The organism is Xanthobacter sp. (assembly GCF_041911315.1).
Lineage (GTDB): Bacteria > Pseudomonadota > Alphaproteobacteria > Rhizobiales > Xanthobacteraceae > Xanthobacter > Xanthobacter aminoxidans.
In genome coordinates, this window is record NZ_JAYRPE010000041.1 from 1 (window position 1) to 19008 (window position 19008).

At 65.6% G+C, this 19008-nt stretch carries 23 protein-coding genes; 7 read left to right on the forward strand and 16 right to left on the reverse strand.

The genetic code is table 11. The features are described from left to right. Positions 1–234: 234 nt before the first annotated feature. The 3 genes from ACE3QW_RS12675 to ACE3QW_RS12685 are packed head-to-tail and all read right to left on the reverse strand — an operon-like array spanning position 235 to position 2417. Positions 235–1245, reverse strand: coding sequence for a hypothetical protein (locus ACE3QW_RS12675; RefSeq protein ID WP_374251741.1), 1011 nt, complete (start codon positions 1243–1245; stop codon positions 235–237). A gap of 54 nt (positions 1246–1299) precedes the next feature. Continuing rightward, positions 1300–1914 (reverse strand): Rha family transcriptional regulator, encoded by a 615-nt coding sequence (locus ACE3QW_RS12680; protein WP_374251742.1) that lies wholly within the window; start codon positions 1912–1914, stop codon positions 1300–1302. Next, positions 1914–2417 carry a ribonuclease H gene (locus ACE3QW_RS12685; protein WP_374251743.1) on the reverse strand — a complete coding sequence of 168 codons (504 nt, stop codon included), beginning with the start codon at positions 2415–2417 and terminating at the stop codon, positions 1914–1916. The genes ACE3QW_RS12680 and ACE3QW_RS12685 overlap by 1 nt, the downstream gene beginning before the upstream one ends. Before the next feature lie 1111 nt (positions 2418–3528). Here ACE3QW_RS12685 and ACE3QW_RS12690 point away from each other — a divergent pair. Genes ACE3QW_RS12690 through ACE3QW_RS12700 form a run of 3 tightly spaced genes read left to right on the forward strand, consistent with a single transcriptional unit; the run spans position 3529 to position 4486 of the window. Further along, complete coding sequence (locus ACE3QW_RS12690; protein WP_374251744.1) at positions 3529–3741, forward strand: hypothetical protein; 213 nt, start codon at positions 3529–3531, stop codon at positions 3739–3741. After that, a complete protein-coding gene (locus tag ACE3QW_RS12695; RefSeq protein ID WP_374251745.1) occupies positions 3738–3968 on the forward strand; it encodes a hypothetical protein in 231 nt (76 codons plus the stop codon). Before ACE3QW_RS12690 ends, ACE3QW_RS12695 begins: the two co-directional genes overlap by 4 nt. Continuing rightward, the gene (locus tag ACE3QW_RS12700) at positions 3965–4486 is read left to right on the forward strand and encodes a Bro-N domain-containing protein (RefSeq protein ID WP_374251746.1); all 522 of its coding nucleotides are present in this window, start codon (positions 3965–3967) and stop codon (positions 4484–4486) included. The genes ACE3QW_RS12695 and ACE3QW_RS12700 overlap by 4 nt, the downstream gene beginning before the upstream one ends. Positions 4487–4697: 211 nt before the next feature. On the opposite strand, the gene ACE3QW_RS12705 is transcribed toward ACE3QW_RS12700, so the two are convergent. Together ACE3QW_RS12705 and ACE3QW_RS12710 are read right to left on the reverse strand one after the other, a co-directional pair. After that, positions 4698–4970 carry a Rha family transcriptional regulator gene (locus ACE3QW_RS12705; RefSeq protein ID WP_374251747.1) on the reverse strand — a complete coding sequence of 91 codons (273 nt, stop codon included), beginning with the start codon at positions 4968–4970 and terminating at the stop codon, positions 4698–4700. Positions 4971–4973: 3 nt separating this feature from the next. Next, on the reverse strand, positions 4974–6308 hold the full coding sequence (locus ACE3QW_RS12710) for a tyrosine-type recombinase/integrase (protein WP_374251748.1): 1335 nt from the start codon (positions 6306–6308) through the stop codon (positions 4974–4976). 417 nt (positions 6309–6725) lie between these two features. On the opposite strand from ACE3QW_RS12710, the gene ACE3QW_RS12715 reads away from it, so the two are divergent. Beyond that, a complete protein-coding gene (locus ACE3QW_RS12715) occupies positions 6726–7844 on the forward strand; it encodes a trypsin-like serine protease (protein ID WP_374251749.1) in 1119 nt (372 codons plus the stop codon). A 23-nt stretch (positions 7845–7867) separates the two neighbouring features. Then, on the forward strand, positions 7868–8194 hold the full coding sequence (locus tag ACE3QW_RS12720; RefSeq protein ID WP_374251750.1) for a hypothetical protein: 327 nt from the start codon (positions 7868–7870) through the stop codon (positions 8192–8194). Between the two features lie 48 nt (positions 8195–8242). Here the strand turns inward: ACE3QW_RS12720 and ACE3QW_RS12725 are convergent, their stop codons facing one another. The 3 genes from ACE3QW_RS12725 to ACE3QW_RS12735 all read right to left on the reverse strand — a co-directional run bounded on the left by ACE3QW_RS12725 (position 8243) and on the right by ACE3QW_RS12735 (position 11096). Continuing rightward, positions 8243–9016 (reverse strand): queuosine precursor transporter, encoded by a 774-nt coding sequence (locus ACE3QW_RS12725; RefSeq protein ID WP_374251751.1) that lies wholly within the window; start codon positions 9014–9016, stop codon positions 8243–8245. A gap of 86 nt (positions 9017–9102) precedes the next feature. After that, complete coding sequence (locus tag ACE3QW_RS12730) at positions 9103–10299, reverse strand: class I SAM-dependent RNA methyltransferase (protein WP_374251836.1); 1197 nt, start codon at positions 10297–10299, stop codon at positions 9103–9105. Positions 10300–10319: 20 nt separating this feature from the next. Next, entirely contained in the window at positions 10320–11096 is a 777-nt protein-coding gene (locus ACE3QW_RS12735; protein WP_374251752.1) for a TlyA family RNA methyltransferase, read from the reverse strand. A 170-nt stretch (positions 11097–11266) separates the two neighbouring features. Between ACE3QW_RS12735 and ACE3QW_RS12740 the strand changes: the two genes are divergently transcribed. Beyond that, the gene (locus tag ACE3QW_RS12740; RefSeq protein ID WP_156026401.1) at positions 11267–11839 is read left to right on the forward strand and encodes a hypothetical protein; all 573 of its coding nucleotides are present in this window, start codon (positions 11267–11269) and stop codon (positions 11837–11839) included. Between the two features lie 73 nt (positions 11840–11912). Further along, complete coding sequence (locus ACE3QW_RS12745) at positions 11913–12401, forward strand: hypothetical protein (protein ID WP_038193536.1); 489 nt, start codon at positions 11913–11915, stop codon at positions 12399–12401. 37 nt (positions 12402–12438) lie between these two features. Here the strand turns inward: ACE3QW_RS12745 and ureG are convergent, their stop codons facing one another. The 8 genes from ureG to ACE3QW_RS12785 form a co-directional block, all read right to left on the reverse strand. After that, positions 12439–13062, reverse strand: coding sequence for an urease accessory protein UreG (ureG, locus tag ACE3QW_RS12750; protein WP_250165831.1), 624 nt, complete (start codon positions 13060–13062; stop codon positions 12439–12441). Beyond that, positions 13059–13742: an urease accessory protein UreF gene (locus ACE3QW_RS12755; RefSeq protein ID WP_374251753.1), complete on the reverse strand. Its 684-nt coding sequence runs from the start codon at positions 13740–13742 to the stop codon at positions 13059–13061. The genes ureG and ACE3QW_RS12755 overlap by 4 nt, the downstream gene beginning before the upstream one ends. Continuing rightward, positions 13735–14502, reverse strand: a complete 768-nt coding sequence (locus ACE3QW_RS12760) for an urease accessory protein UreE (RefSeq protein WP_374251754.1) — start codon at positions 14500–14502, stop codon at positions 13735–13737. The genes ACE3QW_RS12755 and ACE3QW_RS12760 overlap by 8 nt, the downstream gene beginning before the upstream one ends. A 31-nt stretch (positions 14503–14533) precedes the next feature. Continuing rightward, positions 14534–15073 (reverse strand): Dps family protein, encoded by a 540-nt coding sequence (locus tag ACE3QW_RS12765; RefSeq protein ID WP_374251755.1) that lies wholly within the window; start codon positions 15071–15073, stop codon positions 14534–14536. 152 nt (positions 15074–15225) lie between these two features. Continuing rightward, a complete protein-coding gene (locus ACE3QW_RS12770; RefSeq protein WP_374251756.1) occupies positions 15226–16257 on the reverse strand; it encodes a hypothetical protein in 1032 nt (343 codons plus the stop codon). A 7-nt stretch (positions 16258–16264) separates the two neighbouring features. Beyond that, positions 16265–17977: an urease subunit alpha gene (ureC, locus tag ACE3QW_RS12775; RefSeq protein ID WP_374251757.1), complete on the reverse strand. Its 1713-nt coding sequence runs from the start codon at positions 17975–17977 to the stop codon at positions 16265–16267. A 38-nt stretch (positions 17978–18015) separates the two neighbouring features. Then, positions 18016–18372 carry a GFA family protein gene (locus tag ACE3QW_RS12780; RefSeq protein ID WP_024278968.1) on the reverse strand — a complete coding sequence of 119 codons (357 nt, stop codon included), beginning with the start codon at positions 18370–18372 and terminating at the stop codon, positions 18016–18018. Between the two features lies 1 nt (position 18373). Continuing rightward, positions 18374–18994 (reverse strand): urease subunit gamma, encoded by a 621-nt coding sequence (locus tag ACE3QW_RS12785; RefSeq protein ID WP_374251758.1) that lies wholly within the window; start codon positions 18992–18994, stop codon positions 18374–18376. Positions 18995–19008 lie beyond the last annotated feature (14 nt).

The window sequence follows — 19008 nt, forward strand, 5'->3', positions numbered from 1 at the left end:
CCACCGGCACGCCCGCCTCCTGCTCGCGCAGGATCCCGATAATCTGTTCTTCCGTGAACCTTGATCGTTTCATTCGTCCGTCCCTTTCCTGGGGCGGACTCTAGTTATTTCTGGAGGAGTTTCAGGGGGGCACGTCACCGCGCGAGCCTTTATCAATCGACGCCCCCTCAAAAATTTGGCCCAAATATCGCCGGGCACCGGGAGGGCTCGGACCTCCTCGGCGCCACGACAAACTTAGGAGCCCCTGTCGGCCTTTCGCCCCCTCACGGTGGACGCCGACACCCCGACCATCTCCGCCACGCTCTTCGTGGGGAGGCTGGGGAAGTGGTCAAGGAGGAAGACCGTCTCCATGTCCGTGCATGTGTCGCCGCGACGATCCACGCGGAGCACCTCCAGAGCGTGCCATGCGGTCGCCTCCGGCCTCGGCAGGAAGAGCGTGGGACGGAGGCCGTCGAAGCGCGGAGACGCTGGACGCGGTGGGGCGGGCACCTTTGCCTTCGAGGCGCGACGCGCAAGGCTCTCCTTCAAGGCTCTCTGGAAATCGAAGGGGAAGCCGTCGACGACGCAGGGGCGACCATCGGGATAGGTGTCGTGGACGATGTCCTCCGAGGGGGCGCAATCTTCGCCATCAGGGGCGGACCCGGCATGTGGCACGGAAACAACAGCGGCCGATTTTCTCGTGTCTCCTTCCAGTGCTTTATAAGGAGATGCGCGTCCCACGACACGTGATGACCTTCGCAAGTCCGCGGTACAGCGCTGCACGGTCCTGGGAGAGACGCCTAACACCGCGGCCACCTCCTCCCTCCTCAACTTGGGATGCTCCTTCTTCAGGAGCGCGACCCTCTCGGCAGTGGTGGCGCCGGCCGGAACACGGGCGAGGCTCTCGCCAGCTTGCGCGACCCGACCAGCGCTCTCCCGCGAATGCCAGCGCTCCGCCGACGACAGGCATTCCGACCACCGGGACCGGGCATATTCCACGCCCTCGGGAGACAAGAGGTCGAAGGGGTAGCCTTCAGCGTTGCGGAGGCGACGACCGAGACCGGCCTTCTCGTGGTAGCGCTGGAGGCGGACACGCCCATCCTCCACCCAGCACAACCCAGTGAGGCAGAGGGCCTCCGTCCCGAGACTTCGGGTGGTGCCCATTCGCAGGATGAAGGTGGGGAGCGTGACGTGTCCGGCGAGGTCGCCGGAGACCGCTTTCCCCGTAATGGGGTCGGCAGCCTCCGGCACGATGGGCAGGCTCAAGGCTTGCTCACCATCCAACCGCTATGCTCATGGAAGCGGCCACCTCTTCCGCGGCTATGCCGGGTCATTCCCGAACGTCCCAGGGAGAAGGCGGTGGACGACGTCGCTCAACCGGGCGTCGGTGTGGTCCCCATAGAGGCCGGTCGCCTTCGCCATGGCAACGGCGTCCGCAATGCGCTGGGCGCGGGCTTCCCGCTTCCGGGCTTCGATAGCCTCGGCCTCAAGAGCGCTATACGCGGCGATGTAGTCCATCTTGAACTTCAGCGCCTTCTTGCCCGTGAAGCCCATGGCGAGAAGGGTGAAGCCGTCCCGGTTCATCAGGAAGGCTCGCTCCTGACGCACACCCCCGCGCGGCATGGCAACGGCTTCCCATGTCCCCTCAAAATTGAGGGCACATGCTGGAGCCTCCGCCATAAGGGCCTCGATATCCCGAAGCACGTTGTCGTGGCGCTTCCCGAAGAATGCTGCCACGTCCCGTGAGGAGGCCCTGCCTTTTCCGTCCGGTCCCGCTCTCACAATGGGGATGGAGGTTGGATCGTCGGGATTATTCACGACCCCAGCGAACGGGTTTGGCAGTGCCCGGCTCGGCTTCCAGGGGGTGGGCAAGCCTTCGGTGCGGAGTTCGAAGGCGAGGTCGGTTTCGCCGGGCCGGCGTTTCTCGCCGCTCATCAACCGCGCACCTCTGTCATCCGACCGAACGGGGCGGGGTTGTCCGCCGAGTAGCGGGAGCGAACCGCCAGCTTCCGCTTCTCCGCCTCGGCTCGCGCCAGACGGTCCACGATCTCGTTGAGCCGGTTCCCGGCATGGCCCCGCACCCACTTCAAGGTCGCCATGGGGCGGGTGTCGAGAACGGCGTAGAGGACCTGCCAGAGGTCGGGGTTGGCGACGGGCTTTCCGGCGGAGTTCTTCCAGCCCCGGCGTTCCCACCCCTTGCGCCAGATGGTGGCGCCCTTGACGACATATTGACTATCGAGATGCAGCACGCTCGGAACGTCGGCGGGCAACGCCCGAAGCGCCTCTGTGGCGGCCGTCAATTCCATGCGGTTGTTCGTGGTGTGGTCTTCCCCGCCCGACAGGGTGAGCTGCGTTCCGTCTGCGGCGACGATGACGGCGGCCCATCCACCGGGGCCGGGGTTGTCGAGGGCGGAACCGTCCGCATAGGCGACAATCATGCGAGCACCTGGGCGGCGATAAAGGAGGACGCGAGGGCCAGGTGGGCGGCAACGGAGGGGCGAAGCGAGAGGCTGCAGAGCCAATCGGGCATGGTGGGTCCTTTCTGGTGATGGTGGTGGTGGCGGTGGCGGGAGACTGCCCGCCGCCTCCCGAGCCCGCGGAGTGGGCACAGGCGAGGAGACCGACGGGCGGGTTGGGTCAGCGCTCGGTGAGGCCGGCCCGGTCGAAGATGCGCCAGCTCTCTTCCCGCCTGGGCTTGTAGGCGGGGAGGTCGGCGATCAGCGTCGAGTACATGGGAGGTCTCAATCTGAACTTCCTCAGACTGAGGACGATCAAAAACCGCCCGCATCACGAGGCTTTCGATGGTCCGCTTCACATTGTCATGGCGGCTGCCGAAAAGCTCGGCGATCTCCCGCGACGACATGTGATGGATCCGCCTTGGGAGGCGCCGCCCGTGGTGGGAAGGATTATAGGCGTGTGCATCGGAGTTGATGGCACGAGGTTCATGCGGGTTCTCCTTTCGAGGTGACGAGCCGCCCCAGCCAGCCGCCCACCTCCCCGGAAAAGAGAAAGCGAGTGGCGGGCCGAAGGTTGGGGCGGTGACTGGAAATCGCGGGTGTGGGGCCAAACATCCGGTTCCGAGCGTGGCGGCGGTCGCGCCCGGTGCCAGTTAGGCTGAGGTGCAACCTTTTGCGGCGTGTATGGCCCTGCGAGCGATACGCCCGACGAGGTGCCCAGCTAGGCTTTGGTGGGCCAAAAAGGCAGCATCACGGGCCTCGCGAGGTCCCGCCATAGGCTAGTATGGGACAAAACCTCGCGGCCCATCGCAGCAGGAAATCCTATCTTCCGCGCGGTCGTAAGCATGGCGCCCGGCTTCACAGGAGCTGGCGAAGAACGCTCGCGGACCTCGCACCGCGAAGGTTTCGATATAGCTCGCGTGCAACCTATCTTTGGGGGCGGATTGCGGGCCGTCCGAGCGGTCACGAGCGGCGGCCGCAAAGCATTCGTAGGCGGCCCCCCCGCCATTGCCTCCGCACGGCGCCCGTCCACGGCCCTCCCAGAGCATCGAGGCGATCACCATCGTCAACGCGCCTTCCGAGGCGGTCGCCAATGCCGATGCAGCTCGTTGACCCTCTTCAGGACCACCCGCCGGGGCTGCAGTGCGCCGGCCTTGCGTCGGTGTTCCTGGCCGCCTGCCGGGTCCACCGGATCAACCCGTACGACGTCCTCGCCTCGGCCGCCAGCATGATGGCCGACACGATCCACGGCGAGCGACCCGAGTTCCGGGCGCTGCGCCTCTACGCAGAGCACGATCTGAAATGAGCGCGGAAGAGCAGATCGAGAAGCACCTCATGGAGAACCCGGAGGCGTTCATGGCCGGGTTCGAGTTCGCCGGCAAGGTGCTCGGCGCGTTCCTCAACGGCATGAGGGAGGCGCAGGCGGATCGGGAGAAGCCCGAGGTCGCCCTCGTCAAGAAGCTGGTCAGCTCTGGCGACGTCGTCGTCAACGGGTACACCATCGTGGTCGGGAAGCCGGAGGGCCGGGCGTGAGCACCCTCTCCCTGTTCAATTTCAACGGCCACGACGTGCGCGTGGTCATGATTGATGGCGGCCCGTGGTGGGTGGCAGCGGACGTTTGCCGGGCGCTGGACCTGTCCACCGGCGCCGGCACCACCCACCAACTCCAGCACCTCGTCCCCTCGGAGGTCATGTTGGTCTCGAAGGCTACCCTCGGGCCGACCGAGGTTAGCTTCCCCAACCGGGGCGCCAGTTGCGTCTCCGAGAGCGGCCTCTACCGCCTCGACATGCGCTCCGACAAGCCCGAGGCCCGCGCCTTCCAGAACTGGGTGACGCGCGTGGTGCTCCCGGCCATCCGCAAGGATGGGGCCTACATCATGGGCAAGGAGAAGGTCGCGACGGTCACGGCGGCACGACGCATCCCGATAATCGAAGTGGCCCTGGACATAAAAAGCTGGGAACAGGTAGCCCCCCATTGGGACAGGGCGGAATGGCGCCGGCTTTATTCTCCGTCGATCCTATTAAGTTCGTTTATTTTCAAAGGCTTATAGCAGATTCTAATGGCCTTCGGTTGGTGCGAGTGTTACAACGTCCAAGCGGCGAGTGCCGTACTAACCCATTTCAACTGAAAGGAATTTTAGGAATGGAATTTTCATTCAACGCCGTTGTGAAGTTTGAGACCTCGGCCGCCCCAACCGTGGTGTCGCCCCTCGCCGCGATCATCGTGGAGGCTCTGCGTGTAGAGCTGCACGACCTACTAGTTCACGTCCTGGCAACGTGGACTTGACACCCCGCTTGACGGCGGACTGGAGGCGGAGCCGCTCGGCACGTAAGCCCCGCCTCCATCGCATTGAACTCGCGGATGTAGGCCAGCTCGAACTTGGGGGCCTTTGCCCTATCGAACCCCATGGCGAGCAGCGTGAAGACGCTGCGGGGCATGTTGAAGTCAGGGCTCTTTCGCGTTCCGAACTCGACTAGGACGTCTACGTCATTGCGGGGAAAATGCCGGCAATGGACAGAGCCTCCCGGCAGCAAGCCTCAGCCATCCGCCCTCTCCTTTGCCTTCGGCAAGTGCACCGCCTCCACACACGCCCGCTTCGCCTCAATCCGGGACGCCCCCGGATATCTCCCCATCGTCATCGGCAGCGGGCCGCTCTCCTTCGAGTGACCCACCACCTCCGCAAGCGTCCAGGCGGTGAAGCCCGTGGCGCCTTTTTCCAATGCCTCCACCGCCATACGCATGAACCACCGGCGGAAGGAGTGGAAATCAATTCGAGCCTGTCGCCGGCCGGGAATGCGGTCTTCAAGCTCCAGTTCCCGGAGTAGCCGGGTGAACGCCTGGGAGGCAGGAGCCCCGCGGGGACGGGCGGCATTCTGTTGGTCGGGAAGTTCGTGGAAGAGGTAGTCGTCCGCCTCCTTCCCTTCGCACCGGGAAGCAACCAAGGCGACGATGTCGGGATGGATGGGCACGTCTCGCGTAGCCGCATCCGTCTTCCCCTGCCCCACCCGAATGGTCCCGTCCTTCACGTTGCGCACCCGGAGTTCTGCCATCTCCCCGATGCGCATCCCTGACAGGGCTCCCAGCCGGCAGAGGTCGCCGAGGACGCCCTTTGCGGCGGCAAGGATTTTGGTGATCTCGTCGTTCGTGAAGGGACGCTTGGCCTCCTCCCCCTCCTCCGTTTTCACCTTCTTGAGCTTCAGGCTTTGCCGCTCCCAGGGGTTGCCTGCGGCGGCGTGGCCCCGCTTCTCCATCCACTTCCAGAAGGCGGACAGGCCCGTGATGAGCTTGTTCGCGGTGGCCGGGTCGGCGTTCTTCGCGATGAACACCTCTGAGATGAAGCGACCCGCCGTTTTCCTATCGACGGCCTCCACCGTCTCCGGCGTCGAAGAGGCGCGGCACCATTCGAGGAGCACCCGCACGGCCTGTTTCCGAGAGGTCTCAGTGCGCCCCGCATAGTTCGCCTCGGCGAGCCATGCCGGCTCCAAGGGCTGGATCGGCGTCGCCCGCCCCTTCGCCACCTTGACGAAGGCAAGTGCTGCCTCGGTCCCGTGCCGCTTCTCGATCTCTTCCGCCCGTTCGGGGAGGAGAATGTCGTCGGCCACGTCGTCGCCCTTGGCGATGACCTCGCGCCACTCCATCGCCTCGACGATGACCGGGTCACCGCCTTTGGCCTTGGCCTCGGCGACCCGCTGGGCTTTCGCAATCTGCTCTTTGAGGTCCGAGACGACGGACCACTTCAGCATGTTCGCCTTGGCGAGGCTGTCGGTGTGTAGGGGGACCTTGAGATGGGCTTTGCCGATGACCTCCCGCAGTGCAGCAGGAACCTTCACCTTGACGCGGTACTGGTTGCCGTGTCGTTCAAGAAAACGCATGTCGTGACGCATAAGGGACCCCACTGGGACCCCAAATCGGTACCCCATGGACCACCTTGAAATCAAGCTTTATCAACGGTTCTATGGCCTTTCACTCTACCCATGAAACCCTCCCCTAGGGCGCGCCAGCTTCGCACTGCCGGCGAACGCTATCCCTCAGTCGCGATCCCACGGCCCAGCTTTGATCCTAAGCATCTCCCTCCGGTCGCATCTTCGCGCCTAGCGTTTCTGACATGACGCAAGGTGTCCCCTATTTGCGGTATGCGGATGATCCCGCGCGGGGTGACAGTCAAGACAGATCAGAGAGCCGCCGTTTGTTCAAAAAGGTTATTTGGGCAAAAGCGGCCTGACTCTCTGCTCTATTTTGCAAGCAACGCTCCGGATTCGCGCCCGAGACGGCAGCGAAGGATGGGATCCATGTTGTCCAAATCGATCCAGATCACGGCGACAGCGGCCTCGATACTTCTAGTCCTCCTCATGGGGTGTCGCGGGGCTGATGCGCAGGGGGGCGAAAACTGCCGGAACACATCGGAAGGTCGCGTCTGCGAGATCACCCAGCCCCTCGTGAACGGCGACCCGCTCGATGAGGCAACCCGCAAGGCGCGGGGGCTCGTCATCGTCAACGGCGGATGCAGCGGCATTCTGCTGAACCGCTACTGGGTTCTCACCGCCCGCCACTGCATTACAAACGAGCCAGCCGGTGCGACCGCTCGCGTCGATATCGGCTCGCCGGCGTTTCCAGCCAATCAGGTCACGATCACGGCCGCCTGGGATCCGACGCTCAGTGCGCAGGCGTCCGACTATTATGAGTTCGCCGTCAACCGGAACCTGGCCGCCGGCGCCCTGCCCGCCCGCGACATCGTGATGGTCTATCTCGGCCTGGGCGATCTCGGCCCGGTGGCGGGAATACTGCCCTACATCGCCGAGCCGGAGGGCACGGCGCCGGACCGCTGGACGGGCGTGCGGCTTCAGACAACGGACCAAATCATCCAGAATGGCCAAGGCTTCGGCACATTTGCGAGCGGCGCCTTTCTCGCCAATGGGCAAGCGGACCCGCGCAATCCGCCGCAGCAGGCGACCGGCCTTGGAACATACCGCAGCGGCCAGTTCACCCCCTCCGACATCAGCACGACCGGATACACGCTGACCCTGAACGCGGCTGCTCAGGTCGGGCAGGGCGGCGACAGCGGCGGCCCCACCCTGGTCGGGCGGCGCGACGGTCGCGGGCTTGCGGTGGCTGGCGTGCAGTCCACCTGCAGCGCGACGGGCTACGTGCCGAACGCACCACTCCCGGCGGGCGCGTCCAATCCGGGCTGGGAATGGGCGACGGGCATCTCCCGCTGCCAATACGTCTCGGTGGAGCCGCTGGTGCGCGAAATTGGCGAGGCCGTGGTGCGTGCACCTGTCTGCAAGACAGACGCGGAATGCGCGACCACGACCCTGCCATTCATCCTCGACTACGTCCTCGCCGATGCCGCGCCGGCCGCCACCGCGAGCCTGACCACCATCACCCGCTATCTCACCAGCGACGAGTAATCCTGAACCAGGGAGAAACCGAGATGACGACCCATGCAAACGTCTGGGGCTGCGCAATCGTGCTCGCCTGCAGCTTCGGCCTCGGCCAGTCCGCCGGCGCTCAACAACTGACCGTGACGGCAGGAACTGTTCTCAATGTCTTCGCGGACCCGTCCGATTTCGTCGTGGAAATGGACAAAGCCGGCCGTTGCGGCTCGAAGTATTTCCACATCCAACGCACCAAGGCCAATTTCAAGGAAGTGACGGCGGTGATGCTGACGGCCTTCACCGCGGGCAAGACCTTCACCGGTTTCATCGAAGGCTGCGCCGGTGACCGGAACATCCTCAGCCACGGCGAGGTCTCGCGCTGACCTCGGATCGCGAGATGCTTCAGGCCGGAGTGTCCCTCCGGCCTCCCCTCACACTTTCACCCGAAACGGCGTGAAGTCCGTGCCCACGTCATAGACATCCACCCCCTCCCGCTGCTTCATGAAGCCGACGATCTTGTAGGTGACGGGGGTGAGCACCGCTTCCCAGCCCACTTTGAGCAGGTAGTTCGAGACCATCACCGTCAGCACGAGGTGGGTGTCCCACACGCCGAGGAAGGCGAGCGGGTAAAAGATCAGGCTATCCACGGCCTGCCCGACGATGGTGGAGCCGATGGTGCGGGTCCACAGCATCCGGCCGCCGGTGAGCACCTTCATCCAGGCCAGCACGAAGGCGTTGGCGAACTCGCCGCACCAGAAGGCGAGGATGGAGGCGAAGAAGATGCGGGGCGTCTGGCCGAACACGCTGGTGACGGCGTCCTGCCCCGTCCAGCCCGGCGCGGGCGGGATGGCGACGACGATGGCCGTCATCAGCGCCGCATAGACGGACGCGGCGAAGCCCACCCACACGATGCGGCGGGCGCGGGCATAGCCATAGACTTCGGTGAGCACGTCGCCGAGCACATAGGACAGGGGAAAGAACAGCACCGCCGAACCGAACACGAACGGCCCGATGAGCGGCAGTTCCACCACCGACACCTTGGCGGCGCCGACGAGGTTCGAGCAGATCAGGATGACCGCGAAGGCGACCATGCAATAGTCGTAATAGCGCAGGCGCTTGCCTTCGAGGGCGCGCGCCTCCACCGGCATGATGCCGGCGCGGGTCTCGACGCCATCGACGCCGAAGGGGGTGTTGTCGGAAAGCATGTGGGGCAGCCTCGATGCTGCACCGCATTAAACCGCAAAGCGCCGCGCAAGCCCAGCTCGCGCTCGGGAAGGCCCGCCGGGACGGCTCAGCGCGAGAAGGTCGCCACCAGCTCCACATGGGCCGAATAGCGGAACTGGTCCACCGGCACCACGCCCTCCAGCCGCATCCCGCCCGCGACCAGGAGCGCCGCATCCCGCGCGAAGGTGGCAGCGTTGCAGGAGACATAGACGAGGCGCGGGAGCCGCGAGGCCGCAAGCTCGCGCGCCTGCGCCTCCGCGCCCTGCCGCGGCGGATCGATCACCACGGCATCGAAGGCGGCAAGCTCGGCCGCCATCAGGGGGCGGCGGAAGAGGTCGCGCGTCTCGCCGTCCACGCCCTTCAGGCCCGGCGTGTGGCCAGCCTTGAGCAGAGCGGCGAGCGCACCCGCATGGCTTTCGGCGGCGAACACGCGGGCGGTCTCAGCGAGGCGCAGCGCGAAGGTTCCGACCCCGGCGAACAGGTCCGCCACCTTGCGGGCGCCGGCCACGCCCGCCGTGACATGATCCGCCAGCACGCGCTCGCCCTCGGCCGTCGCTTGCAGGAAGGCCGCCGGCGGCAGGTCCACCCGCGCCCGGCCCATGGCGAGGCGCGGCGGCTCGCGCTGGATGACGAGTTCACCATGCCGCGTCAGCCGGGCGAGGCGGAAGCGGTCGGCGATCACCGCAAGGTCGGTGAGAAGCGCGGGCGGCAGCGGGCCGGAGCCGCGCACATCCATGTCCAGCCCGGTATCGGTGATGATGATCTGGAGATCGAGCGGCTTCTTGAGCGGCGCCAGCGCCTCGGCCACTGCGCGGGCGGCGGGCAGCGCCTGGTCGAGGCCCGGCGCCAGCACGGGGCAGGCGTCGATGGCGACCATGGCGTGGGATTTGCGCTCGGCAAAGCCGACCACGGTGCGCGCCCCATACTGGCGGGCGTGGAAGATCACCCGCCGCCGCCCTGCCCCATGGGCATCGATGGTGGGGGCCACGTCCGCCTCGATCCCCTCGCGGGCGAGCGCATCCACCACCATCTGCCGCTTCCAGGCGAGATAGGGCGCGCGCTCCCAATGCTGGAGCAGGCAGCCGCCGCAGCGGCCGAAATGCGGACACGGGGGCTCCACCCGCTCGGGACTGGGCTCGACGATGGCATCGACGAGGATGCGCTCGCCCTCCGCCTCCCCGCGCACCAGCTCTCCGGCGAGGGTAAGGGGCGCGAACAGGGGGCCAGCGGGGCCGCGGACGATGCCATCGCCCTGCGCGCCCATGCGCTCGATGCGGAACTCGGTCACGGTCGGATCGCCCCCACGAGATATTCCTGATTGCCATCGCCGCCCGCGATGGGCGACGGGATGCGGCCGAGAAGGCGCCAGCCCAGCGCGGCGATCTCCTGCTCCACCCTGGCGCAGACCTCGTCCCGCACCGCCGCGTCGCGCACCACGCCCTTGCGGACGAAGGCGCGCCCTGCCTCGAACTGCGGCTTCACCAGCGCCACCAGTCGTGAGGCGGGCGCGGCGAGCGCGAGAGCGGCCGGCAATACCAGCGCGAGGGGAATGAAGCTGACGTCGATGACGACGAGATCGAAGCCTTCAGGCACAAGGGCGGGATCGAAGGTGCGGATATCCGTTTCCTCGAACAGGCGGACGCGCGGATCGTCCCTCAGCCGCGCATGGAACTGGTCGCGCCCCACATCCACCGCATGCACCCGTCGCGCGCCGCGCCGCAGCAACACCTCGGTGAAGCCGCCGGTGGAGGAGCCGACATCCAGCGCCTCGGCCCCGGCGGGATCAATGGCGAAGGCGTCGAGGCCCGCCGCGAGCTTGAGCGCGCCGCGCGACACGTAGTCGTGGATGTCTTCGGCCTCGATGCGCGCACCGACGCTGACCTCCGCCGAAGCCTTGGCCACCACGACCCCATCCACCTTCACCAGCCCGGCGGCCAGCGCCGCCTGGGCGCGGGCGCGGCTGTCGAACAGGCCGCGCTCCACCAGCAGGCGGTCGAGCCGCATGCGGCGGCTAGCGTCCTGTTCGCCGTCACGCGCCATATGGGAATGGGGTTTCAACATTTTTTGCCGCAGGGCTCCCTGCCCGATGTCGCGGGCGGCCGGAGGCCGTGATATGCGATGGCTGCGGGGGAAGCAAACACCAGTCGACAGTTGTGATTCGGAGATCGGAGGTCCGTCCGCCGGTCGCCAAGCCTGTCGATCGTGCGGCGAGGGGCAAGGACCCGGTGGCGATGGGTGGATGGTTCTACGGCCGGTGCGCGATCCTGGCGATAGCCGCAGCGTGTGTGCTCGCGCCGGTCTCGGGCGAGGCTGCCCCCAAATCCACCGGCAAGACCGGCGGGAAATCCGATTCCAAAAAGGCTGAGGCCAAGGCGGACCCCCGGATCTGGCTGGTCGTCAAGGTCGACGAGACCTATGTGCTGCGCTTCGGCCTGCCCCGCACCGCCGACCCGGTGTTCGCCGTCTCCTGCCAGCCGGGCGCGCAGCTGATCCAGTTCACCGCGGAAGTGGCCTCCGGCAAGGTGAAGGCGGGCGACGGCGTCGCCCTCTCCCTCGCCGCCGGCAAGCGACATCTGGAGCTGGCAGCGTCCGCCTTCCGGGGGTCAGCCGAAGGCAAGGTGGTGGTGGAGGCGGCTGTCGCGCTGGACGGCCGCGTTCTCGACCTCTTCTCGGACGCGGACAATCTCGTCGTGCGCCTGCCCGGCGCCACCGAGACCTATCCGCTCGCCGGAGCCAAGCCCAAGCTGCCGGACTTCCGCCGCGCCTGCCTCACCGCCATGCCCGCGCCGGCCGATCGCAGGTAACTTTACGGCAGGCTGGCATCTTTCCCTTTTGGATCGAGCCGGTATGATCCGCCGCCGCAAAAGGGACCCTGACATGCTTCGTTCCGTGCTCGCCGCCGCCGCTCTGGTTGCCATCTCGGCCCCCGCCATCGCCGCTCCCGCGCAGGAGAAGCCGGCGGAGAAGATGATCTGGCACATCCAGGACAGCGAGGACACCGCCGCTCTGGTGTATGGCGTGCCCGACAGCGACAAGGCCGCGATCTTCTTCCTCTGCCAGAAGGACGGGTCTGCCATCACCGTCCAGTCCATGATCGGCTCGAAGGATCTGACGCGCGGCGCCCAGACTGCCATCGTGCTGAGCGCGGGCAGCGTGAAGAAGAGCTTCCCCGGCAAGGCGGTGGCCATGGAGGAAGGCGACGCGGTGAATGTGGAGGCGCCGACCCAGATGGCGGATGTCAAGGCGCTCACCAAGGCCTCCGGCACCCTCACCATCGAAGTGAAGGGCGCCAAGCAGGCCATCCCGCTCTCCGGCATCGGCCCGGCCGTCACCAAGTTCGAGACCGCCTGCAAGCCCAAGAGCTGAGAAGCCCTGAAGTAGCTGGCGGCCTGAAGCCGCCGGCTCAGGCCGCCCCGGCGAGGCCCCCGGCCTTCTCGATGAAGGCCGCCACCACCTCCACGCCCACGCCATTGCGGATGGAGGAGAAGACATAGGGCCGGCCCGCCCGCATCCGGATGGTGTCCGCTTCCATCACCTTGAGATCAGCGCCGACCATGGGCGCGAGGTCGGTCTTGTTGACCACCAGCAGGTCCGAACGCGTGATGCCCGGCCCGCCCTTGCGCGGGATCTTCTCTCCCCCCGCCACGTCGATGACGTAGATGGTGATGTCCGCCAGCTCGGGCGAGAAGGTCGCGGCGAGATTGTCGCCGCCCGATTCGATCAGCACCAGATCGAGGTTGGGGAAGCGGGCGTTCATGTCCGCCACCGCGCGCAGGTTGATGGAGGCGTCCTCACGGATCGCCGTGTGCGGGCAGCCGCCCGTCTCGACGCCGAGGATGCGCTCGGGCGGCAGCGCGCCGGCCACGGTCAGCAGGCGCGCATCTTCCTTGGTGTAGATGTCATTGGTGATGGCGCAGAGGTCGTAGCGCTCGCGGAAGGCCTTGCACAGCGCTTCCATCAGCGCCGTCTTGCCCGAGCCGACGGGGCCGCCGACACCGACGCGCAGGGGATTCTTGCCGGAACTCATGAGCGGAACAGCCTCGTATATTGGGTTTCGTGGCGAAAGCTGCCGAGATCGGCGCGGAAGGTGGCCGTGCCGAGATCGTCCAGCGTAAGAGCGGGAATTTCGGCCGCAAGCGCCCGCACCATTGGCGCAAGGCCGGCGACGACACGGGTGCCCGCCGTCTGCCCCACCGGGGCGAGGCGGATGCCCGACGACACCAGCGCCTGCACCAGCGCCAGAAGGAAGCCTTCGAGCGTCGGCCCCAGCGGAATGCCATGCGCCCCCGCCGCCAGCCCCACCGCAACCGGATAGGCGACCTCGCCGGAGAGGGCGCCCGCCGCCGTCTCGAGCGCGGTGCAAGGCCAGGCCGCGCGAACGGCATCGAGGAAGGACCGACCCTGCTGGCAGGTTTCCAGCCTGAGTTCGGCGGATGGTGCGAGGCAGACGGCGAGCGCGTTCACCTCGCCGAGCGCCGCCCCGTCTCCCGCCATGGCCGCCCGCCAAGCATGGGCCAGGAGGATGCCGTCTGAACGGCCGAACCCGAGGCGCATCAGGTCCGACACCTGCGCCGCAAGACTCGCCTCGTCCTTCACCTCGCCGGCCTCCACCGCCCATTCCAGGGCATGGGAATAGGCATAGGCCCCCACCGGAAACGACGGCGAGAGCCACGCGAAGAGGGGCAGCAGGTCGGGCTGGTCAGCCATGCTTGTGGTCGTGCCCGCAGCCCGGGCCGTGGACATGACCTTCGGCGGCATGGTCATGGCCGTGCTCGTGCTTATGGTCGTGATGGGCATGGTCATGATGGGAATGATCATGGTGCGCATGATCGTGGCCGCACCCGCACGCGTCGCCGTGAGCGTGGTCATGGTCATGGTGCTCGTGACCGTGGTGCTCATGGCCGTGCTCATGTCCATGGTGCTCATGCTCATGATGCTCGTGACCATGGTGTTCATGTCCATGGTGCTCGTGCGCGTGGCCGTGCCCGCCATGGGCTTCCGCCGCCTCGTAGGCGCCCTTCTCCGGGCGGAACGGGCGCGTCACCTTGGCGACGCCGGCGCCCAGGCCACGCACCATCTCGGTCAGCACATGGTCGTCCACGAAATAGACGGCGGTCTCGGTGATCTCCGCCGGCACATGCCGGTTCCCGAGGTGCCAAGCCACCTTCATCAGACGCAGCGGATTGGCGGTGGTGACCTCCACCAGGTCCTCGGCGGCCGCCTTGATACGGACGAGGCGCCCGTCCTCCAGCTTCACCGCGTCGCCGTCGTCCAGAACCGTCGCCTTGTCGAGGTCGAGCAGGAAGGAGAGGCCGCCGTCCGCCGTGAAGGCGAAGCGGCGGCGGTGGCGCGCGTGGTGATCGAGGGTGATCTCGTCCGCCACCTTTTCCGGGCGGACGGCGGGACGGCGGACGACGGTGGTGGCGCGGATCATCGGGTTACTCCGGTACAGCCACCCGAGCGCCATGCCCCACCGCCTTCGCGGGGTCCGGCTGCGCTCAGGTGGCGCTGTCCTGCCGATTCTGGTTGGTCTCGAACAGGAACCACAGGCGCTTCTCGGCCTCGTCCACATATTCTTCCAGCAGGCTGGCGGTGGCAATGTCCTCCGCCTCGTCGCAGATCTCGTGGGCCTCGCGCATGGTCTTGATGGCCGCCTTGTTGTCGGCGATCAGCTCCGCGAACATGGCCTCGGGCGAGACGTAGGGCTCGTTGTTCTCCTTAAGGCCGGTGAGCTTCAGGATCTCGCCGTAGGAATGCACCGTCCGGCAGCCGATCTTGCGCACGCGCTCGGCCAGCGGGTCGATGGTGGCCTCGATGGTCGCGGCCTGCTCGTCCAGCAGCAGGTGGTAGTCGCGGAAATGCTTGCCGCTGACGTGCCAGTGGAAGTTCTTGGTCTTGAGGTACAGCACGAAGCTGTCGGCCAGCACGCGATTGATGGCGTCCGCCACCTTCTGTGCCTTGGCGCTGTCGAGATCGGTGGGGGTCGCGAGGGCGGCGGTCTTCGCCGGCTTCTTGGTCAATGAACGAACGACGGCCATGGATGTGGCTCCTCAAACGAAGCGGGTTGCAACACCCGCTGCAACGAGGAGCCACGGCGAAGGTTCCGCCGCGCCGCTAAAATTCCGGCCGCCAGCTGATAATTTTTCTCAGCCATCGCGGAACAAACGCGCAAACTAAACATTTATAATTTTTAGTCGATTTTTATAAATTTCGGCTTTGGAGAGATAATCCTTGGCGCCATTTCTTTGATATGAAGCCACTTTGGTGCATTCACGCTAACAAGCTTCTCTTTTGATGTGACAAGATCCTGCTGCGCGGCCTCATCTAATGCGGCCTCGATATCCAGAACTGTGGCGTCTGGGTATTTTTCCATTTGCTCCTGCACGCGCTGAGCTTTTGCACTAGGTTTTGTATAATAAGGGGGCGCATTTTGCCGACCCAAAGTACATATTGCCCGCCCAACAGCCATATACGAATCATTAAATAATCCCATAAATCCATTTGGATCAGCCAACGAGACAATCCATAAACCCTTTTCTTTTGAATATCGGACTCCAGAGTGATTTTCTTTATGCGTAGACTCTGGCACAATGCCCACCCGCAAGCCTCTGCCACTTTCCAACAATCCGTAATTCGATTTCACCGTTGCCGCAAAATAACGTGGATCTCCTGCAGTCGACAGAAAGACATCCGTTTTCCAGATTTTTTTGATGCGCTCTGGAAGAAAAGATTCGGCGACGGGACCATATGCAGCGGTGGCGACCCACGGTCCAAAGCGAAAAGGTCTGCCGCTGCCCTCGGGACACAAGAACGAATCAGTCCCGGCTTCATCAACAACAGCGTCTAGAAAACCCAAAAATCTAGCCCGCTCCTGACCAAACATAACTGAAGTGGGTTCTGCATCTTTGACGAAACGCGAGCACTTTTTGAGCGCCGCGTGAATGGGCTCTAGTACGCGCCCTTCCTTTCCAAGAACAGCCTCGTGTACTGCCCACTCGAACCCATCACCACGCATCCCTTTATCGCGATCCATGCGCACCACTTTTGAAAGCTGACGCATAGTTACCCGATCTAGTGGGGTATTAAGATCCGTTAGATCTTCGGAAGATAGGCTATCGAGCAGTGCTCTAATAACCGAACGCGCTACAGCGTAAAGCGCTCTCCCGTATTCATCGATTGGAGCACTTTGTTCAATAAATGTCACTTTTGGCTTGGAGGGCATGCTGTCCTCAGAACAAGAAATAACGCTGCGCCATGGGCAGCACATCGGCCGGCTCGCACACCAGCAGCTCGCCGTCCGCGCGCACGTCGTAGGTCTCGGGATCGACCTCGATGTGGGGCGTGGCGTCGTTGTTGATCATGCTCTTCTTGGAGATGCCGGAGCGGGTGTTCTCCACCGCCATCAGCTCCTTGGCGATGCCCAGGCGCCCGGCAAGGCCATCCTCGATGGCCACCTTCGAGACGAAGGTGAGCGAGGTGTGGGTCCGCGCCCGCCCAAAGGCGCCGAACATGGGGCGGTAGTGCACCGGCTGGGGCGTGGGAATGGAGGCGTTGGGATCGCCCATCTGCGCCATGGCGATGGCGCCGCCCTTGATGACGAGATCGGGCTTCACGCCGAAGAAGGCCGGCGTCCACAGCACGAGATCGGCCAGTTTGCCCGCTTCAACCGACCCGATGTGCCGCGACATGCCGTGGGCGATGGCCGGGTTGATCGTATATTTCGCGATGTAGCGGCGGGCGCGGATGTTGTCGCTGTCGGTCTCGCCGGGCAGCGAACCGCGCTGGCGCTTCATCTTGTCCGCCGTCTGCCAGGTGCGGATGATGACCTCGCCCACGCGCCCCATGGCCTGGCTATCCGAGCTCATCATGGAGAGCGCGCCGATGTCGTGGAGGATGTCCTCGGCGGCGATGGTCTCCTTGCGGATGCGGCTTTCCGCGAAGGCGAGATCCTCGGCGATGTCGGGGTCGAGGTGGTGGCACACCATGAGCATGTCGAGATGCTCGTCGATGGTGTTTCGGGTGTAAGGCCGCGTCGGATTGGTGGACGAAGGCAGCACGTTCGGCAGGCCCGCCACCTTGATGATATCAGGCGCATGCCCCCCGCCCGCCCCTTCCGTGTGGAAGGCATGGATGGTGCGGCCCTTGAAGGCGGCGATGGTGTCCTCGACGAAGCCCGACTCGTTCAGCGTGTCGGAGTGGATCATCACCTGAACGTCCAGCGCGTCCGCCACGGTGAGGCAGCAGTCGATGGCGGCCGGCGTGGTGCCCCAGTCCTCGTGCAGCTTGAGCGCCGCAGCGCCGGCCAGAACCATCTCCTCCAGCGCGCCGGGCAGCGAGGCGTTGCCCTTGCCGGCGAAGGCGAGGTTCATGGGGAAGGCGTCCGCCGCCTCGATCATGCGGGCGATGTGCCACGGGCCGGGCGTGCAGGTGGTGGCGAAGGTGCCGGTGGCCGGCCCCGTGCCGCCGCCAAGCATGGTGGTGACGCCGGAGGCCAGCGCCTCCTCGATCTGCTGCGGGCAGATGAAATGGATATGGCTGTCGAACCCGCCGGCGGTGAGGATCTTCCCCTCCCCCGCGATGATCTCCGTGCCCGGACCGATGATGATGTCCACGCCGGCCTGCACGTCCGGGTTGCCGGCCTTGCCGATGCGGGCGATGCGCCCGTTCTTCAGGCCCACGTCCGCCTTCACCACACCCCAGTGGTCGAGGATCACGGCGTTGGTGATGACCGTATCCATCGCCCCGTCGGCATTCGTGACCTGAGACTGGCCCATGCCGTCGCGGATCACCTTGCCGCCGCCGAACTTCACCTCCTCGCCGTAGACGGTGAAATCCTTCTCGATCTCGATCACCAGCGAAGTGTCGGCGAGCCGCACCCGGTCGCCCGTGGTGGGGCCGAACATGTGGGCGTAGGCGGCACGGGGCATGCGGCCGGTGGTCATGGTCTCGCTCCTGAAATCTCGCGCATGCGGGCCGGGGACTACTTGCTGGCGCCGTCGTATTCGATGGGGTGAAGGCTCTTCACATCCACGCCGTCGAGGCAGCGCGCGTTCACCGCCACCGTCTCGGTGCCATCCGGCGCCGTGCCGCGGGCGAAGGATTCGATGCCGCAGGTGGTGCAGAACAGGTGATGGATCTTGCCGGTGTTGAAGAGATATTCGGTGGTCTTGCCCTCCCCCGACGTGAGGGTGAAGGCGCTCGCCGGGGCGAAAGCAAGGATGCCGCCGACGCGCCGGCAGCGGGAACAGTTGCAGGTCACCGTGCGATCGAGATCGACATCCACTTCATAGTGGACAGCGCCGCACTGGCAGCCGCCGGAATAGTGCTGAACCGCCATGTCACAGTCCTCCCTGAACCGCCGCGCGGAAGCCGTAGACCTCGCGCTTGCCGCCGAACGGCACCAGCGTCACGTCCCGCGTCGCGCCGGGCTCGAAGCGCACGGCCGTGCCGGGGGCGATATCGAGGCGCATGCCGCGCGCCTTGTCCCGGTCGAAGTCGAGCGCCGGGTTGGTCTCGAAGAAGTGGTAGTGGCTGCCCACCTGGATCGGCCGGTCGCCGGTATTGGCGACGGTGAGGTGGACCCGCTCGGCGCCTTCGTTGAAGTGGATGTCGCCTTCCTGCGGCAGCAATTCGCCGGGGACCGTCTCTGAGGGGGTGCCGCGGATGGGGTGGTGGACCGTGACGAGCTTGGTGCCGTCCGGAAAGGTCGCCTCCACCTGGATGTCGTGGATCATCTCGGCGATGCCTTCCATCACCTGATCGTAGGTGATCACCTTGGCGCCGGCCTCCATCAGCTCGGCGACGGTGCGCCCGTCGCGCGCGCCCTCCACCACGAAGTCGGTGATGAGCGCGACCGCCTCCGGGTGATTCAGCTTCACACCGCGGGCGAGGCGCTTGCGCGCCACCTCGGCGGCCATGGCGACCAGGAGCTTGTCCTTCTCGCGCGGCGTCAGCAGCACGGCATCTCTCCTCG

Coding starts and splice junctions, on each gene's coding strand:
- ACE3QW_RS12690 (WP_374251744.1), top strand. CDS start 3,529: ATGCCGATGCAGCTCGTTGACCCTCTTCAGGACCACCCGCCGGGGCTG.
- ureG (WP_250165831.1), bottom strand. CDS start 13,062: ATGAGTTCCGGCAAGAATCCCCTGCGCGTCGGTGTCGGCGGCCCCGTC.
- ACE3QW_RS12770 (WP_374251756.1), bottom strand. CDS start 16,257: ATGCCCTCCAAGCCAAAAGTGACATTTATTGAACAAAGTGCTCCAATC.
- ACE3QW_RS12755 (WP_374251753.1), bottom strand. CDS start 13,742: ATGGCTGACCAGCCCGACCTGCTGCCCCTCTTCGCGTGGCTCTCGCCG.
- ACE3QW_RS12735 (WP_374251752.1), bottom strand. CDS start 11,096: ATGTTGAAACCCCATTCCCATATGGCGCGTGACGGCGAACAGGACGCT.
- ACE3QW_RS12745 (WP_038193536.1), top strand. CDS start 11,913: ATGCTTCGTTCCGTGCTCGCCGCCGCCGCTCTGGTTGCCATCTCGGCC.
- ACE3QW_RS12720 (WP_374251750.1), top strand. CDS start 7,868: ATGACGACCCATGCAAACGTCTGGGGCTGCGCAATCGTGCTCGCCTGC.
- ACE3QW_RS12685 (WP_374251743.1), bottom strand. CDS start 2,417: ATGATTGTCGCCTATGCGGACGGTTCCGCCCTCGACAACCCCGGCCCC.
- ureC (WP_374251757.1), bottom strand. CDS start 17,977: ATGACCACCGGCCGCATGCCCCGTGCCGCCTACGCCCACATGTTCGGC.
- ACE3QW_RS12740 (WP_156026401.1), top strand. CDS start 11,267: ATGGGTGGATGGTTCTACGGCCGGTGCGCGATCCTGGCGATAGCCGCA.
- ACE3QW_RS12730 (WP_374251836.1), bottom strand. CDS start 10,299: ATGGGCGCGCAGGGCGATGGCATCGTCCGCGGCCCCGCTGGCCCCCTG.
- ACE3QW_RS12710 (WP_374251748.1), bottom strand. CDS start 6,308: ATGCGTTTTCTTGAACGACACGGCAACCAGTACCGCGTCAAGGTGAAG.
- ACE3QW_RS12715 (WP_374251749.1), top strand. CDS start 6,726: ATGTTGTCCAAATCGATCCAGATCACGGCGACAGCGGCCTCGATACTT.
- ACE3QW_RS12765 (WP_374251755.1), bottom strand. CDS start 15,073: ATGGCCGTCGTTCGTTCATTGACCAAGAAGCCGGCGAAGACCGCCGCC.
- ACE3QW_RS12760 (WP_374251754.1), bottom strand. CDS start 14,502: ATGGCGCTCGGGTGGCTGTACCGGAGTAACCCGATGATCCGCGCCACC.
- ACE3QW_RS12725 (WP_374251751.1), bottom strand. CDS start 9,016: ATGCTTTCCGACAACACCCCCTTCGGCGTCGATGGCGTCGAGACCCGC.
- ACE3QW_RS12680 (WP_374251742.1), bottom strand. CDS start 1,914: ATGAGCGGCGAGAAACGCCGGCCCGGCGAAACCGACCTCGCCTTCGAA.
- ACE3QW_RS12780 (WP_024278968.1), bottom strand. CDS start 18,372: ATGGCGGTTCAGCACTATTCCGGCGGCTGCCAGTGCGGCGCTGTCCAC.
- ACE3QW_RS12695 (WP_374251745.1), top strand. CDS start 3,738: ATGAGCGCGGAAGAGCAGATCGAGAAGCACCTCATGGAGAACCCGGAG.